The sequence below is a fragment of the Micromonospora sp. WMMD712 genome (assembly GCF_029581295.1).
Taxonomy (GTDB): domain Bacteria; phylum Actinomycetota; class Actinomycetes; order Mycobacteriales; family Micromonosporaceae; genus Micromonospora; species Micromonospora carbonacea.
Window position 1 is genome coordinate 2,180,820 of record NZ_CP120743.1, and the last position, 15,808, is coordinate 2,196,627.

A 15,808-nucleotide genomic window follows, 5' to 3' on the forward strand; every position below is an offset into this window, starting at 1 on the left:
TCGGTCAGGCCCGCGCCGCGCCGGCCCCGGCGACGTACCGCTCGTAGCCCTCGTCCTCGAGCTTGTCGGCCAGCTCCGGGCCGCCCTGCTCGACGATCCGGCCGGCGACGAAGACGTGCACGAAGTCGGGCTTGATGTAGCGCAGGATGCGGGTGTAGTGGGTGATCAGCAGCAGGCCGGTGTCCCCGGTGTCGCGGACCCGGTTGACCCCCTCGCTGACCACGCGCAGCGCGTCGACGTCGAGGCCGGAGTCGGTCTCGTCGAGGATCGCCACCTTCGGCTTGAGCAGCTCCAGCTGCACGATCTCGTGCCGCTTCTTCTCGCCGCCGGAGAAGCCCTCGTTGACGTTGCGCTGGGCGAAGGCCGGGTCCATCTGGAGGCGCTGCATCGCGCCGCGCAGCTCGCCGCCCCAGGTGCGCAGCTTCGGCGCCTCGCCGTCGATCGCGGTCTTGGCGGTGCGCAGGAAGTTGGCCACCGACACGCCGGGCACCTCGACCGGGTACTGCATGGCCAGGAAGAGGCCGGCGCGGGCCCGCTCGTCGACGGACATGGCCAGCACGTCGACGCCGTCGAGGGTCACCGAGCCGCCGGTGATCTCGTACTTCGGGTGGCCGGCGATCGAGTAGGCCAGGGTGGACTTGCCGGAGCCGTTGGGGCCCATGATCGCGTGGGTCTCCCCCGACCGCACGGTCAGGTCGACGCCCGACAGGATCGGCTTGAGCTCACCCTCGGGCAGCTTGACCGACACCTTCAGGTCGCGGATCTCCAGGGTGCTCATTATCGGGTCACTCCATTGCTCGGCGTCGGGCGGCCGTCGGCGCCCACGGGAAGGTAGATGTCGCCGTCGCGGACCTCGACGGCGTAGACGGGAACGGGCTCGGTGGCGGGCAGCCCGGTGGGCTCGCCGGTGCGCAGGTCGAACCGGGAGCCGTGCAGCCAGCACTCCAGCGTGCAGCCCTCGACCTCGCCCTCGGAGAGGGCCACGGCGGCGTGTGAGCACTCGTCGTAGGCGGCGTAGAACTCGCCGTCGGTGCCGTGCACCAGCGCGATCGGGGTGCCGTCGACGTCGGCGCTGACCACGGTGCCCTCCGGCACGTCGTCGGCCGCGCAGATCCTGATCATCAGGACCCCGCCTTCACGAGCCGGGCCTCGATGGCGTCGCCGAGCCGCTCGCGCAGCTCCTCGACCGGGATCTTGTTGATCATCTCGGCGAAGAAGCCGCGGACCACGAGACGGCGGGCCTCGCTCTCCGGAATGCCGCGCGCCATCAGGTAGAACAGCTGCTCGTCGTCGAACCGGCCGGTCGCGCTCGCGTGCCCGGCACCGGCGATCTCGCCGGTCTCGATCTCCAGGTTGGGCACCGAGTCGGCCCGCGCGCCGTCGCTGAGCAGCAGGTTGCGGTTGATCTCGTACGTCTCGGTGCCGGTCGCCCCGGCGCCGATCAGCACGTCGCCCACCCAGACGGTGTGCGCGTCGGCACCCTGCAACGCGCCCCGGTAGCCGACGTAGCTGCGGCAGTCGGGCACGTTGTGGTCGACGAGCTGGCGGTGCTCCAGGTGCTGACCGCCGTCGGCGAAGTAGAGCCCGTACAGCTCGGCCTCGCCGCCCCGGCCCGTGTACTCCACCGAGGTGTACTGCCGGACCAGGTCGCCGCCGAGGGTGACCTGCACGTGCACGGCCTTGGCGTCCCGGCCCAGCCGGATCTTCAGGTGCTGGGCCTGCACGGCGTCGGCGGCCCAGTCGGCCACGGTGACCAGGGTCAGCTTCGCGCCGTCGGCCACCGACACCTCGACGTTGTCGGCCAGCGTGGCCGAGCCGGCGTGCTCCAGCACCAGGGTCACCTCGGCGAACCGGCCCACCTCGACGAAGGTGTGCCCGAACGCGAGCCCCTCGGCGGAGTCGCCCACCACCCGCAGGCGCACCGGCTCGGCGACGACCGCCTCGCGGGCCACCTCGACCAGCAGCGCCTGCCCGGCACCGCCGTACGCCAGGGCGCTGACCCGGTCGACCGGGGTGAGCACGCTGCCCACCCGGGGGTCGTCGGCGCCGGCCCGGGACACGGTGACCCCGGCCGGCAGGTCGCCGTGCTCGTGCCGGACGGCGCCGGTGGCGGCCTGCGCGTCGCCGTCGACCAGGCCGCGCAGGCGCTTGAGCGGGGTGAAGCGCCACTCCTCCTCCAGGCCCGTGAGGGCCGGGAAGTCGGCGACGTCGTACGAGCGGAGCGCCTGCGACTTGGTGCTGGGCGGCGCGGAAGCCTGGGTAGTCATCTCTTCCTTGGTCTGTGCTGAGGCGACGGTGTCTGGCTGGGCGGCGGCGTCAGCCGACCGCGCCCTCCATCTGGAGCTCGATCAGGCGGTTGAGCTCCAGGGCGTACTCCATCGGGAGTTCCTTGGCGATCGGCTCGATGAAGCCACGGACGATCATCGCCATCGCCTCGTCCTCGCTCAGGCCCCGGCTCATCAGGTAGAAGAGCTGGTCGTCGCTGATCTTGGAGACGGTCGCCTCGTGCCCCATCGACACGTCGTCCTCGCGGATGTCGACGTACGGGTAGGTGTCGGAGCGGGAGATGGTGTCGACCAGCAGCGCGTCGCACTTGACCGTGCTGCGGCTGCTGTGCGAGCCCTCCAGCACCTGCACCAGGCCCCGGTACGACGTGCGGCCGCCGCCCCGGGCGATCGACTTCGACACGATGGTCGAGGAGGTGTGCGGGGCGGCGTGCACCATCTTCGCCCCCGCGTCCTGGTGCTGGCCCTCGCCGGCCATGGCCACCGAGAGCACCTCGCCCTTGGCGTGCTCGCCGGTCATGTAGACCGCCGGGTACTTCATGGTGACCTTGGAGCCGATGTTGCCGTCGACCCACTCCATCGTCGCGCCCTCGTGGCACACGGCGCGCTTGGTGACCAGGTTGTAGACGTTGTTCGACCAGTTCTGGATGGTCGTGTAGCGGCAGCGCGCGTTCTTCTTGACGATGATCTCGACGACCGCGCTGTGCAGCGAGTCGGACGAGTAGAGCGGCGCGGTGCAGCCCTCGACGTAGTGCACGTACGCGCCCTCGTCGACGATGATCAGGGTCCGCTCGAACTGGCCCATGTTCTCGGTGTTGATCCGGAAGTACGCCTGCAGCGGGATCTCCACGTGCACGCCCTTCGGCACGTAGATGAACGAGCCGCCGGACCACACGGACGTGTTCAGCGCGGCGAACTTGTTGTCGCCGACCGGGATCACGGTGCCGAAGTATTCCTTGAAGATGTCCTCGTGCTCCTTGAGGGCGGTGTCGGTGTCGAGGAAGACGACGCCCTGCTCCTCCAGGTCCTCGCGGATCTTGTGGTAGACGACCTCGGACTCGTACTGCGCCGCGACGCCGGCGACCAGCCGCTGCTTCTCCGCCTCGGGGATGCCCAGCCGGTCGTAGGTGTTCTTGATGTCCTCGGGCAGGTCCTCCCAGCTGGTGGCCTGCTTCTCCGTGGAGCGGACGAAGTACTTGATGTTGTCGAAGTCGATCCCGGTGAGGTCGGCCCCCCACGCCGGCATCGGCTTGCGGCCGAACAGCCGCAGGCCCTTCAGGCGCAGGTCGAGCATCCAGGCGGGCTCGTTCTTCTTCGCCGAGATGTCCCGCACCACCGCCTCGCTGAGGCCGCGCTGGGCGGAGGCCCCGGCGACGTCGGGGTCGGCCCAGCCGTACTCGTAGCGACCGAGGGCGGCGAGCTGCTCCTCCTGGGTCAGGGGCTGAACGATCTGCTCGGTCATCTATCTGTCCTCACAGTGGTGACGGTGTTACGGGACTGCGCGGGGATGTGCGTGGTGCACACCCCGTCGCCGTGCGCGATGGTGGCGAGGCGCTGCACGTGGGTGCCGACCAGACGGGAGATGACCGCCGTCTCGGCCTCGCACAGCTGGGGGAACTCGGCGGCCACGTGTGCCACCGGGCAGTGGTGCTGGCAGAGCTGGCCGCCGGAGGCGATCGTGGACGCGTTGGCAGCGTAGCCTTCGGCGGTCAGCGCCCCGGCGAGCGCCTCGGCCCGCGCCAGGGGATCGTCGCCGGCGTCCTCCATGGCGGCGCGGCAGCGGTCCTCCAGGGCGGCGACCTGCTCGGCGGCGAACGCCTCCACCGCGGTCGAGCCGCCGTTGCGGGAGATCCAGCGCAGCGCGGCGGTGGCGATGTTGTCGTAGTGGTGGGTGCCGCAGCGGCCCCGGGCCGCGTCGGTCAGCACGAAGACCTTCGCCGGGCGGCCCCGCCCCCGGCTGCCCCGGACGGTCTGCTCGCGGGCGAGCACGTCGCCGTCGGCGAGCATCGCGTCGAGGTGCCGGCGGATCGCCGCCGGGCTCAGGCCCAGCGCCGAGCCGAGCTGCCCGGCGGTGGTCGCCCCGCGCTCCAGCAGGAGCTGGGTGACCCGGTCCCGGGTCGACAGGTCGGCCGCGGCGGAACCGGGCGAACCGGACGCGGGCGCGGCGGGCGCCGGGCGGGCGGACGCGGACGCACCGGCGACCGGACCGGTCGCCGGCTGCCCGGAGAGCGCCGCCGCGTTTTTCACAACGCCCACGTTACGTAATTCGTCCGGGGGTCGCAAACCGGGGTGCCGGTGATCCGAACCACCGGAGCGTCGGTGTCACCCGGTCGGGTTCCACTACGGTGCGTAGGATTCGCTCCGTGAAGCGATCCGTCCGGTTCCCGGTCTCCGCCACCCTGCTGCGCCGCCTCGCGCTCGCCTCGATCATCGCGAACGTGGCCATCGTGGTCACCGGCGGGGCGGTCCGGCTGACCGCCTCCGGCCTCGGCTGCCCCACCTGGCCCCGGTGCACCGACGCGTCGTACACGACGACGCAGGAGATGGGCGTGCACGGGGTGATCGAGTTCGGCAACCGGCTGCTCACCTTCGCCGTGGGCCTCATCGCCCTCGCGGTGGTGGTGGGGGTGCTGCTGCACGGGGCGCGGCGGCGGGAGCTGCTGCCGCTCGCGGTGGCGGTGCTGTTCGGCATCCCGTTGCAGGCGGTGATCGGCGGGATCACCGTGCTGACCAACCTCAACCCGTGGGTGGTGGGGCTGCACTTCCTCGCCTCGATGGTGGTGATCGCGGCCGCGTACGCGCTCTGGCGGCGCGTCGGCGAGCCGGACGGCCCCGCGGTGCCCACCGTGCCGGGGCCGCTGCGCACGCTGGCGCTGGTCACCACCGTCGTGAGCGCCGCGGTGCTGGTGATCGGCACCTGGGTCACCGGCAGCGGCCCGCACGCGGGCGACCACGGCGCGGCCCGCAACGGCCTCGACCCGGAGGCGATCTCCCAGGTGCACGCCGACGGGGTGTTCCTGCTGGTCGGGCTGTCGGTGGCGCTGGTCTTCGCGTTCCGCGCGGTCGGCGCGCGCCGGGCGGAACGCGCCGCCGTCGTGCTGGTCGCCGTGGAGCTGGGGCAGGGCGTGATCGGCTTCGTGCAGTACTTCACCCACCTGCCCGCCGTGCTGGTCGGCGCGCACATGCTCGGCTCGTGCCTGGTCCTGCTGGCCACCCTCGCCGTCCAGTGGTCGACCCGGGAGCGCCGGCCGGTCCACGCGGACCGGACGGCCGCGACGCCGGCCGAGCCCCCCGTCCCGATCCACGCCTGAAACCCCCACCTCTCCCCGACAGCCCTCCCACCCGCCTCCCACCCCGGCGATCTTGCAGTTGAGGCCCCGACGAAAGGGGCATCGCGCCCAGATCCGGGGCCGAAAGTGCAAGATCGCCGGGGCGGTCAGGGGCGGGCGGGGGCGGTCAGGGGCGGGTGAGGTGGGTGAGGTGGGTGACGACCGCGTCGGCGAGCCGGTCGGGGGCCCCGTCGGCGTACCCGAGGAACAGCGACGGCTCGGTCAGCTCCAGCTCGACCAGGACGGGCACGCCGTCCGGGCCGGGGATCAGGTCCACCCGGGCGTAGAGCAGCCGCCGCGTGCCGCCGGGGACCGCCGCGAGCACCCGCTCGGCGACGGCGAGCTGCGCGGGGGTGGCCGTGCGGGGGGTGATCTCCTCGGCCTTGTAGAGCCCGTCGGGGCCGAGGTCGGGGCCGGTGAGCATCGGGCCCTTGCGGATCGCGTGGCTGAAGACGAGCCCGTCGGGGCCGGCGAGGAACAGCAGGGCCGTCTCCCCGGCGGTGTCCACCGCCGCGAGGTACGGCTGGACCATGGCGACCCGGCCCGCGTCCGACAGGCGGCGCAGGTGGGCCAGGGCCAGCTCGCGGTGCTCCGGGTCGGCGAGGTCGTAGCGGCCGGTGTCCTGGCTGCCGGCGCTGACCGCCGGCTTGATCACGTGCTCGCCGGTGGCGGGGGGCGTCCACGGCTGCCCCGGGGCCACCCAGCCCGTCGGCACCGTGGGCACGTGGGCCGCCGCCAGCTCGTCGAGGTAGCGCTTGTCGGTGTTCCAGCGCACCACGTCGGCGGGGTTGACCAGCCGGGGCACGGTGTCGGCCCAGGCGACGAACTCGTCGCGGCGCAGCGCGTAGTCCCACGGCGAGCGGAGCACGACCAGGTCGTACGCGGCCCAGTCGGCCGCCGGGTCGTCCCAGGCGGCGACGGTGGCCGCGATCCCCCGGGCGGCCAGGGGGGCCAGCAGCAGCCGGTCGTCGGGCTCCAGGTCGGGCAGGTCGGCGCAGGTGACGATGGCGACCCGGGGTTCCCCCCGGGTCGACTGGTGGTGGTCGGTCAAGTTGTCGGTCAACGGGCCATCGTGCGCCGGGCCATCGACCGCCAGAGGTCGTTGCTCGGGCGCATCTGGTCCATCAGCTCGCGCTCCCAGGCGTTCTCGACGGTGACCCCCGCCTTGGCGCACGCCTCGCGCGCGACGCCGGTGTCGTCCGCGAACTGGTCGCCCCAGACCCCGTCGGAGCCGACGAGGACGATGCGCGCGCCGCGCTTGCCGACGTACTCGATGACGGCCTTCGCCCCGCCGTGTCCGGCGGCGAACGACTTGATGCCCGCGACCAGGCCGTCAGGGGTCTGGTCGGCGACGGTCTGCTGAGCCGCCAGCGTCGTATCGGAACCTTCTGCCATGACGCGAAGCCTAAGCAGAGTTCCATCCGGACGTGCGAGAACCATGAACTATTTGTGATGCCGATTACCCCGTGGTTTAAGGAGAACCACAGGTGTTTTGCCCGGTTATATGGGGACTCGGTGCGCCAAAGCGGCCTGGCAAAGTTACACGATCGTCACAAGTCGCGCGCGCCCGCCTCAAGTCGGGAATGTCGCCCCGGATCGATGGCTCAGCCGCCGGATCGGTGGCGGCTCAGCCGCCGGATCGACGGCTCAGACGAGCGCGTCGACGGCGACGGCCGCGAACAGGATGGTGAGGTAGACGTACGACCAGTGGAACAGCCGCATCGGCCGGACCGCGCCGCCGGAGGCCACCTGACGGCACAGCCGGTGCGCCTCGTAGACGAAGACCCCGCCCGACAGCAGCGCGGTCACGCCGTAGATCGCGCTCATCCCCAGCGGCCAGACGGCCAGCGAGGAGAGCAGCGTCAGCCAGGCGAAGCCGATGATCTCGGCGTTGACCCGGCGGGCCGAGGCCACCACCGGCAGCATCGGGATGCCGGCGCGGGCGTAGTCGGCCTTGTATTTCATCGCGAGCGGATAGAAGTGCGGCATCTGCCAGAAGAAGACCACCGCGAACAGCGCCCACGCCGCCGGGGCCAGCGAGCCGGTCACCGCGGCCCAGCCGATCAGCACCGGCGCGGCCCCGCACGCGCCGCCCCAGAAGGTGTTCTGCGGCGTGGTCCGCTTCAGCCACAGCGTGTAGACCAGGTCGTAGTAGGCGATCGCGGCCAGGGTCAGCCCGGCGGCCAGCAGGTTGGTGAACACCGCCATCAGCGTCACCGAGACCACCGCGAGCACCAGGCCGAAGACCAGCGCGCTGCGCGGCGACACCGTGTGCGTCGGCAGCGGACGCCGCTTGGTGCGCCGCATGAGCTGGTCGATGTCGCGGTCGATGTAGCAGTTGAGGACGCTGGCCGCACCGGCGGCGAGCGAGCCGCCCACCAGGACCACCGCCATCAGCCACAGCGACGGCAGCCCGCCCTCGGCGAGCATCATCGCCGGGACGGTGGTCACCAGCAGCAGCTCGACGATGCGCGGCTTGGTCAGCGAGACGTACGCCGAGACCACCGCCCGGACGTCCCGCCGGGGCGCCACCGGGGCGCCTGGCACCGTGCGCACCGGCGGCTGCCCGGCAGAGTTGCTGACGGGGCGCTCGGTGATCGTGCTCACGGATTGCCACCTTCCGGCGTCGGCAGGGGGAGTCGGGTCGGTCGGACCCGTCGGGCCCACACACCGTCCCCACACACTACGCGTCGTCGTTTTCGCTGCCCGCGCGACCCGACCACGGTGCGGACCGTCACACCCCCGGTTGAACGGCGGAAACGCCCAACCGCGTAAAGAAGAGCATGCACAGATCCCGGGGCGGGGGTTTACCCCCGCTCGATAGGGTCATCCGAGAGGGTTCCGCCCAACTGCCGAGGAGTACGACACATCGTGGCTGCCAACCGACCTGAGCAACCCGCACTCAACTGGTCCGACCTCGACCGCCGGGCCGTGGACCTCGTCCGCGTGCTGGCCATGGACGCCGTGGAGAAGTCCGGCAACGGTCACCCGGGCACCGCGATGAGCCTCGCGCCCGCGGCCTACCTGCTGTTCAACCGCGTGATGCGGCACAACCCGGCCGACCCCAACTGGCCGGGCCGGGACAGGTTCGTGCTCTCCGCCGGCCACTCCAGCCTGACCCTCTACATCCAGCTCTTCCTCGCCGGCTACCCGCTCTCCCTGGACGACCTCAAGTCGCTGCGGCAGTGGGGCTCGCTCACCCCGGGCCACCCCGAGCACGGGCACACCCCGGGCGTGGAGACCACCACCGGCCCGCTCGGCCAGGGCCTCGGCAACGCGGTCGGCATGGCCATGGCGGCCCGCCGCGAGCGCGGCCTGTTCGACCCGGAGACCGAGCCGGGCGCGTCGGTCTTCGACCACGACGTGTGGTGCATCGCCTCCGACGGCGACATCGAGGAGGGCATCACCCACGAGGCCAGCGCCCTCGCCGGGCACCAGCAGCTCGGCAACCTCTGCGTGATCTACGACGACAACGAGATCTCGATCGAGGACGACACCCGCATCGCCAAGAGCGAGGACGTCGCGGCCCGCTACGAGGCGTACGGCTGGCACGTGCAGACCGTCGACTGGCGCGCCGGCGACGCCGACCAGGGCGACTACCACGAGGACGTCGAGGCGCTGCACCGGGCGCTGCTGGCGGCGAGGGCCGAGACCGGCCGACCCTCCTTCGTCGCGCTGCGCACCATCATCGGCTGGCCCGCGCCCAACAAGAAGAACACCGGCAAGATCCACGGCTCGGCGCTCGGCGCGAGCGAGGTGGCCGCCACCAAGGAGCTGCTCGGCTTCGACCCGGCGCAGAGCTTCCAGGTCGACGAGGACGTCCTCGGGCACGCCCGCCGGGTCCTGGAGCGCGGCGCGGCGGCGCAGCAGGAGTGGGAGCGGACGTACGCGGGCTGGGCCGAGGCCAACCCGGAGCGCAAGGCGCTGTGGGACCGGATGGCGCAGCGGGCGCTGCCGGAGGGCTGGACCGAGGCGCTGCCGACGTTCCCGGCCGACGCCAAGGGCGTGGCCACCCGGGCCGCGTCCGGCAAGGTGCTGGAGGCCCTCGCCCCGGTGCTGCCGGAGCTGTGGGGCGGCTCGGCCGACCTGGCCGAGAGCAACAACACCACCATGAAGGGCGAGCCGTCGTTCGTCCCGGCGGTGCACGCCACCAAGGACTTCCCGGGCCACGAGTACGGCCGCACGCTGCACTTCGGCATCCGCGAGCACGCCATGGGCGCGATCCTCAACGGCATCGCCCTGCACGGCGGCACCCGCCCGTACGGCGGCACGTTCCTGGTGTTCAGCGACTACATGCGCCCGTCGGTGCGGCTCGCCGCGCTGATGAAGCTGCCGGTGGTCTACGTCTGGACGCACGACTCGATCGGCCTCGGCGAGGACGGCCCGACCCACCAGCCGGTCGAGCACCTGACCGCGCTGCGCGCCATCCCGGGCCTGGACGTGGTCCGCCCGGCCGACGCCAACGAGACCGCGTGGGCGTGGCGGCAGGCCCTGGAGCACACCGACCGGCCGACCGCGCTGGCGCTGAGCCGGCAGGCCCTGCCGACGCTGGACCGGTCGACCCTGGCCGGCGCCGAGGGCGTCGCCAAGGGCGGCTACGTGCTGGCCGAGGCCTCTGGCGGCAAGCCGCAGGTGATCATCATCGGCACCGGCTCGGAGGTGCAGCTCTGCCTCACCGCCCGGGAGCGGCTGGAGGCCGACGGCACCCCCACCCGGGTGGTGTCGATGCCGTGCCAGGAGTGGTTCTACGAGCAGGACGAGGCGTACCGCGAGTCGGTCCTGCCGCGCGGGGTGAAGGCCCGGGTGAGCGTGGAGGCGGGCATCGCGATGTCGTGGCGTGGCATCGTCGGCGACACCGGCGAGAGCGTCAGCATCGAGCACTACGGCGCGAGCGCCCCGCACACGGTGCTCTTCGAGCAGTTCGGCTTCACCCCCGACCGGATCGTGGCCGCCGCGCACGCGGCGCTCACCCGGGTGGGCGACATCACCGGTTTCACGACCGGCAACTGAAGGGGAGCGAGGACGACATGACGGACAGGCTCAGCGAACTCACCGCCGCCGGGGTGGCGGTCTGGCTCGACGACCTCTCCCGGGTGCGGCTGAGCTCCGGCGGGCTGGACCAGCTCCGCCGGGAGCAGCACGTGGCCGGGGTGACCACCAACCCGACGATCTTCGCGAAGGCGCTCGCCGACGCCGACACCTACGACGGGCAGCTGCGCGACCTCGCCACCCGTGGGGTGGAGGTGGAGGAGGCGGTGCGCATGCTCACCACGTACGACGTGCGGTGGGCGTGCGACGTGATGCGCCCGTCGTACGACGGCAGCCAGGGCGTCGACGGCCGGGTCTCCATCGAGGTGGACCCGCGGCTGGCGCACGAGACGGAGAAGACGGTCGCCGAGGCCAAGGCCCTGTGGTGGCTGGTCGACCGGCCCAACCTCTACATCAAGATCCCGGCCACCGAGGCGGGCCTGCCGGCGATCACCGCGACCCTGGCCGAGGGGATCAGCGTCAACGTCACGCTGATCTTCGGCCTGGACCGCTACTCGCAGGTGATGGAGGCGTTCCTCGCCGGCCTGGAGCAGGCGAAGGCCAACGGCCACGACCTGTCGAAGATCGGCTCGGTGGCGTCGTTCTTCGTCTCCCGGGTGGACAGCGAGGTCGACAAGCGGCTGGAGAAGATCGGCTCCGAGCAGGCGAAGGCGCTGCGCGGCAAGGCCGCCGTGGCCAACGCCCAGCTCGCCTACGAGCGCTACAGCGAGGTGTTCTCCTCCGACCGGTGGCAGGCCCTCGCCGACGCCGGGGCGCACCCGCAGCGCCCGCTGTGGGCGTCCACCTCGACGAAGAACCCGGACTACCGGGACGTCATCTACGTCGAGGAGCTGATCGCCCCCGGCACGGTCAACACGATGCCGGAGTCGGTGATCCACGCGTACGCCGACCACGGCGAGACGCGCGGGGACACCGTCACCGGCGCGTACGACGCGGCCCGCCAGGTCTTCACCGACCTGGGCTCGGTCGGCGTCGACATGTCCGACGTGATCGGCGTCCTGGAGCGCGAGGGCGTGGAGAAGTTCGAGGCGAGCTGGCAGGAACTGCTCGACGGGGTGCGCAAGTCGCTCGCCGCGGCGGGCCAGGGCACCGGGCGGCCCGGCCAGGCCGCCCAGGGCAACGCGGACAAGGCACAGCAGGTGGGTGGCAACGCGTGACAGATGGTCGTGGCGACGCCCCGGGGCACCGCCCCGGGGCGTCCCGCGCCGTCGACCCGTCGCCGGGGCGACCGCCCGTCCGGTGACGTTCGGTTGGGGGCCGCGCTACCTGCACGCCACCGGCCAGTACCACAAGGGTGGTCCACAGGTAGGGAGTTTCCTTCAGTTGACCGGTACGGTCGGGGATGATCTGCCGGTGCCGGGAAAGCCGTACTCCCTCGGGAGGCTCCAGGCCGCCCAGGCCGCCGGCGATCGGTGGGCCCTGGCCCGCCGGGGCCGCCCGGTGCTGCGGCTGCACCCGACCGACCGGTCGGCGGGGGTGGCCCAGCTCGCTGCGGCCCGGCAACTGTGAGCGTGACGATGGACGATGTGGAACCAGCGGAGCTAGGAGGCACCGTGCGTGCGAGGAGTGGGCCGGTCTTGCGAGCCCCGCAGTCGCGGACCGAGGTGACCCTGGTGGGTCCGGAGGTGATCCGGTGAACCCGCTGCGCGACCCGCAGGACCGGCGGCTGCCGCGGATCCCGGAGCCCTGCGCTCTGGTGATCTTCGGGGTGACCGGTGACCTGGCGCGGAAGAAGCTGCTGCCGGCGGTCTACGACCTGGCGAACCGGGGGCTGCTGCCGCCCGGCTTCGTGGTGCTGGGCTTCGCCCGGCGCGACTGGTGCGACGGCGACTTCGAGTCGCTGGCCCACGACGCGGCGAAGGAGCACGCCCGGACACCGTGGCGGGAGGAGGTCTGGGGCCGGCTGGCCGGCAACATCAAGTTCGTCGGCGGCTCGTTCGACGACGACGCCGCCTTCGACAAGCTCGCCCAGACCCTGAACAACCTGCGCGAGAGCCACGGCATCCACGGCAACGCGGCGTTCTACTTCTCGATCCCCCCGGCGGCGTTCCCCGTGGTGCTCAAGCAGCTCGCCCGCACCGGCATGGCCGACAACGAGAAGTGCGGCGGCTGGCGTCGGGTGGTGGTGGAGAAGCCGTTCGGGCACGACCTGCCGTCGGCCAAGGAGCTCAACGACCTCGTCGACGACGTCTTCACCCGGCAGGACGTCTTCCGGATCGACCACTACCTGGGCAAGGAGACCGTCCAGAACATCCTGGCCCTGCGGTTCGCCAACAGCCTGTTCGAGCCGCTGTGGAACTCCAAGTACGTCGACTCGGTGCAGATCACCATGGCCGAGGACGTCGGCATCGGCAGCCGGGCGGGCTTCTACGACTCGGTCGGCACGGCCCGCGACGTGCTCCAGAACCACCTGCTCCAGCTCCTCGCGCTGGTCGCGATGGAGGAGCCGACCAGCTTCGACGCCGACGAGATCCGCGCCGAGAAGCTGAAGGTGCTCAAGGCGATCACCCTGCCGAAGGACGTCGCGCGGGGCACCGTGCGCGGCCAGTACCTGCCCGGCTGGGTGGGCGGCCAGCGGGCCGTCGGCTACCTCGACGAGGACGGCGTGCCGGCCGACTCGACCACCGAGACGTACGTGGCGGTGGAGCTGGGCATCCAGAACCGGCGCTGGGCCGGGGTGCCGTTCTACATCCGGGCCGGCAAGCGGCTGCCCCGGCGGGTCACCGAGGTCGCCATCATGTTCAAGAAGGCCCCGCACCTGCCGTTCAACCAGGCCGACATGGAGTCCCTCGGCCCCAACCAGCTCGTCATCCGGGTGCAGCCCGACGAGGGCGTGGTGCTCAAGTTCGGCTCCAAGGTGCCGGGCACCACGATGGAGGTCCGCGACATCGCGATGGACTTCCAGTACGGCGAGGCGTTCACCGAGTCCAGCCCCGAGGCGTACGAGCGGCTGGTGCTGGACGTGCTGATCGGCGACCGTACCCTCTTCCCGGACGCCGCCGAGGTCGAGCAGAGCTGGGCGGTGGTGGACCCGCTGGAGCACGCCTGGGAGGGCACGAAGCCGGAGCCGTACCGGTCCGGCGAGTGGGGTCCGCGCGCCGCCGACGAGATGCTGGCCCGCGAGGGCCGGGCGTGGCGCAGAGCGTGAGCGAGCACAGCGAGCAGACCAGGAGGCTCCATTGATCGGGCTGTGGGACACCACCGGCAACGAGGTGGTCAAGGCGCTCGCCGCCGAGCGGCGCAGCGCGGGCGGGGTGGCCAGCGGCATGGCGCTCACCCTGATCGTGGTGGTCGACGAGAAGCGGGTCCGCGAGGCGGAGGCGGCGGCGACCATCGCCGCCGCCGCCCACCCGTGCCGGCTGCTCGTGGTGGTCCGCTCCGACATCGAGCGGGACCGCAACCGCCTCGACGCGGAGATCGTCGTCGGCGGGCGGCTCGGCCCGTGCGAGGCCGTGGTCACCCGGATGTACGGCCGGCTGGCGCTGCACGCCGAGTCGGTGGTGATGCCGCTGCTGGTGCCGGACGTGCCCGTGGTGACGTGGTGGCACGGCGAGCCGCCGGCCGAGATCGCGACGGACTTCCTGGGCGTCGTCGCCGACCGGCGGATCACCGACTCGGCGCAGGCCGACGACCCGATCGCGGCGCTGCGCCAGCGGGCCCGCGACTACGCGCCGGGCGACACGGACCTGGCGTGGACCCGGATCACCCCGTGGCGCACGCTGGTCGCCGGGGCGTTCGACACCACCGAGGCGCGGGTGACCGAGGCCCGGGTGGTGGCCCCGCCGACCGACCCGACGGCGGCGCTGATGTGCGGCTGGCTGAACAGCCGGCTCGGCATCGCCCCGCGCTGGGAGCCCGCGCCGGAGGCCCCCAGGATGCGCGAGGTGCAGCTCAGCTGCGCCAACGGCGACGAGCTGACCCTCACCCGGGACGACAGCGTGGCGACCTTCCGGCGCACCGGGCAGAACGACCGGCAGCTGCCGCTGACCCGCCGGCCGCTCGGCGACGAGCTGGCCGAGGAGCTGCGCCGGCTGGACGCCGACCAGGTCTACGCCGAGGCGCTGGGGGCGATGGCCGGCCTCCGGGGGTTGCAGCAGCGGCCCGCCCAGCGGGTGCACGTCTGGAAGGACCCGGCGACGGCGAAGCGGGCCGAGGCGGGGATCAGCGCCCACGCCGGCACGAGCACCAACGAGTGACGGGGTGGCCCGGGCCGACCACGGCGGTCGGCCCGGGGCGCCGCCGACGCGACGGAGGGCCGGGTGGCCCGAGGGCACGACGGACCGCGAGGGCGGTCGGGAGGCGAAGGCACATAGATGAGTGAGGCGAGTGTCGCCGTGCACGCCGATGCCGACCTGCTGGCGCAGGCGGTGGCGGCCCGGCTGGTGGTACGGCTGCTCGACGCGCAGGCCGAGCGGGGCCAGGCGTCGATGGTGCTGACCGGCGGGCGGATCGCCGCGGCCGTCTACCGCGCGGTGGCCGCGCTGCCGGCCCGGGATGCGGTCGACTGGTCCCGCGTCGACGTCTGGTGGGGCGACGAGCGGTTCCTGCCCGCCGGCGACCCGGAGCGCAACGAGACGCAGGCCCGCGCGGCGCTGCTGGACGGGCTGCCGCTGGACCCGGCGCGGGTGCACCCGATGCCCGCATCCGACGGCCCGACCGGCGACGACCCGGAGGCCGGGGCGGCCGAATACGCGGCCGAGCTGGCCCGCGCGGCCCGCCCGGGGCACGCCGCGCTCCCCCACTTCGACGTGCTGATGCTGGGGGTGGGCGAGGACGGGCACGTCGCGTCGGTCTTCCCCGAGCACCCGGTACACCACGACACGCGGCCGGTGAGCGCCGTGCGGGGCAGCCCCAAGCCGCCGCCGGTGCGCACCACGCTGACCCTGCCGACGATCAACACGGCCGAGGAGGTCTGGCTGGTCGCCAGCGGCGCGGACAAGGCCCGCGCGGTGGGCATGGCGCTGGCCGGGGCCGGCCCGGTGCAGCTCCCGGCGGCCGGGGCGCAGGGCGTCAGCCGCACCCTGTGGCTGCTGGACCGGGCGGCGGCGGCCGAGGTGCCGCCGCGCCTGCGCAGCCTCCGCTGACGCGGTAAGGAAGGGCCCCCTGTTAACGCATCTTGCATAGCAGGGGGCCCTTCTTAACGCT

14 protein-coding genes and 1 pseudogene are annotated in these 15,808 nt (G+C 72.6%); 7 read left to right on the forward strand and 8 right to left on the reverse strand.

The genetic code is table 11. The annotated features are described in order from the left end of the window. Window positions 1-4: 4 nt before the first annotated feature. The 5 genes from sufC to O7633_RS09025 are packed head-to-tail and all read right to left on the reverse strand — an operon-like array spanning window position 5 to window position 4,409. Window positions 5-778 carry a Fe-S cluster assembly ATPase SufC gene (gene sufC / locus O7633_RS09005; protein ID WP_074474328.1) on the reverse strand — a complete coding sequence of 258 codons (774 nt, stop codon included), beginning with the start codon at window positions 776-778 and terminating at the stop codon, window positions 5-7. After that, window positions 778-1,122, reverse strand: coding sequence for a non-heme iron oxygenase ferredoxin subunit (locus tag O7633_RS09010; protein ID WP_074474329.1), 345 nt, complete (start codon window positions 1,120-1,122; stop codon window positions 778-780). The genes sufC and O7633_RS09010 overlap by 1 nt, the downstream gene beginning before the upstream one ends. After that, a complete protein-coding gene (sufD, locus tag O7633_RS09015) occupies window positions 1,122-2,267 on the reverse strand; it encodes a Fe-S cluster assembly protein SufD (RefSeq protein WP_282327318.1) in 1,146 nt (381 codons plus the stop codon). Before sufD ends, O7633_RS09010 begins: the two co-directional genes overlap by 1 nt. 49 nt (window positions 2,268-2,316) lie before the next feature. Then, a complete protein-coding gene (sufB, locus tag O7633_RS09020) occupies window positions 2,317-3,747 on the reverse strand; it encodes a Fe-S cluster assembly protein SufB (RefSeq protein ID WP_278127953.1) in 1,431 nt (476 codons plus the stop codon). Further along, complete coding sequence (locus O7633_RS09025) at window positions 3,744-4,409, reverse strand: ArsR family transcriptional regulator (protein WP_282328501.1); 666 nt, start codon at window positions 4,407-4,409, stop codon at window positions 3,744-3,746. Before O7633_RS09025 ends, sufB begins: the two co-directional genes overlap by 4 nt. 221 nt (window positions 4,410-4,630) lie before the next feature. Here O7633_RS09025 and O7633_RS09030 point away from each other — a divergent pair, with 221 nt between their 5' ends. Then, window positions 4,631-5,596, forward strand: a complete 966-nt coding sequence (locus tag O7633_RS09030) for a COX15/CtaA family protein (protein WP_282327320.1) — start codon at window positions 4,631-4,633, stop codon at window positions 5,594-5,596. Window positions 5,597-5,741: 145 nt separating this feature from the next. Here the strand turns inward: O7633_RS09030 and O7633_RS09035 are convergent, their stop codons facing one another. From O7633_RS09035 to O7633_RS09045, 3 genes are all read right to left on the reverse strand, one after another. Continuing rightward, window positions 5,742-6,665, reverse strand: coding sequence for a hypothetical protein (locus tag O7633_RS09035; RefSeq protein WP_282328502.1), 924 nt, complete (start codon window positions 6,663-6,665; stop codon window positions 5,742-5,744). Between the two features lie 8 nt (window positions 6,666-6,673). Further along, complete coding sequence (locus tag O7633_RS09040; RefSeq protein ID WP_278127956.1) at window positions 6,674-7,009, reverse strand: hypothetical protein; 336 nt, start codon at window positions 7,007-7,009, stop codon at window positions 6,674-6,676. Window positions 7,010-7,261: 252 nt separating this feature from the next. After that, window positions 7,262-8,221, reverse strand: coding sequence for a heme o synthase (locus O7633_RS09045; protein WP_074474334.1), 960 nt, complete (start codon window positions 8,219-8,221; stop codon window positions 7,262-7,264). 264 nt (window positions 8,222-8,485) lie between these two features. Between O7633_RS09045 and tkt the strand changes: the two genes are divergently transcribed. The 6 genes and pseudogenes from tkt to pgl all read left to right on the forward strand — a co-directional run bounded on the left by tkt (window position 8,486) and on the right by pgl (window position 15,747). Next, complete coding sequence (tkt, locus tag O7633_RS09050) at window positions 8,486-10,624, forward strand: transketolase (RefSeq protein ID WP_282327321.1); 2,139 nt, start codon at window positions 8,486-8,488, stop codon at window positions 10,622-10,624. A 17-nt stretch (window positions 10,625-10,641) separates the two neighbouring features. Continuing rightward, on the forward strand, window positions 10,642-11,820 hold the full coding sequence (gene tal, locus O7633_RS09055; RefSeq protein ID WP_178065761.1) for a transaldolase: 1,179 nt from the start codon (window positions 10,642-10,644) through the stop codon (window positions 11,818-11,820). A gap of 58 nt (window positions 11,821-11,878) precedes the next feature. Then, window positions 11,879-12,172 (forward strand): annotated as a pseudogene (locus O7633_RS09060) (glucose-6-phosphate isomerase); the annotation flags it as partial. 124 nt (window positions 12,173-12,296) lie between these two features. Next, complete coding sequence (gene zwf / locus O7633_RS09065) at window positions 12,297-13,811, forward strand: glucose-6-phosphate dehydrogenase (protein ID WP_282327322.1); 1,515 nt, start codon at window positions 12,297-12,299, stop codon at window positions 13,809-13,811. Window positions 13,812-13,842: 31 nt separating this feature from the next. Then, complete coding sequence (locus O7633_RS09070; protein WP_282327323.1) at window positions 13,843-14,859, forward strand: glucose-6-phosphate dehydrogenase assembly protein OpcA; 1,017 nt, start codon at window positions 13,843-13,845, stop codon at window positions 14,857-14,859. Between the two features lie 117 nt (window positions 14,860-14,976). Next, window positions 14,977-15,747 carry a 6-phosphogluconolactonase gene (gene pgl / locus O7633_RS09075; RefSeq protein ID WP_282327324.1) on the forward strand — a complete coding sequence of 257 codons (771 nt, stop codon included), beginning with the start codon at window positions 14,977-14,979 and terminating at the stop codon, window positions 15,745-15,747. Window positions 15,748-15,808 lie beyond the last annotated feature (61 nt).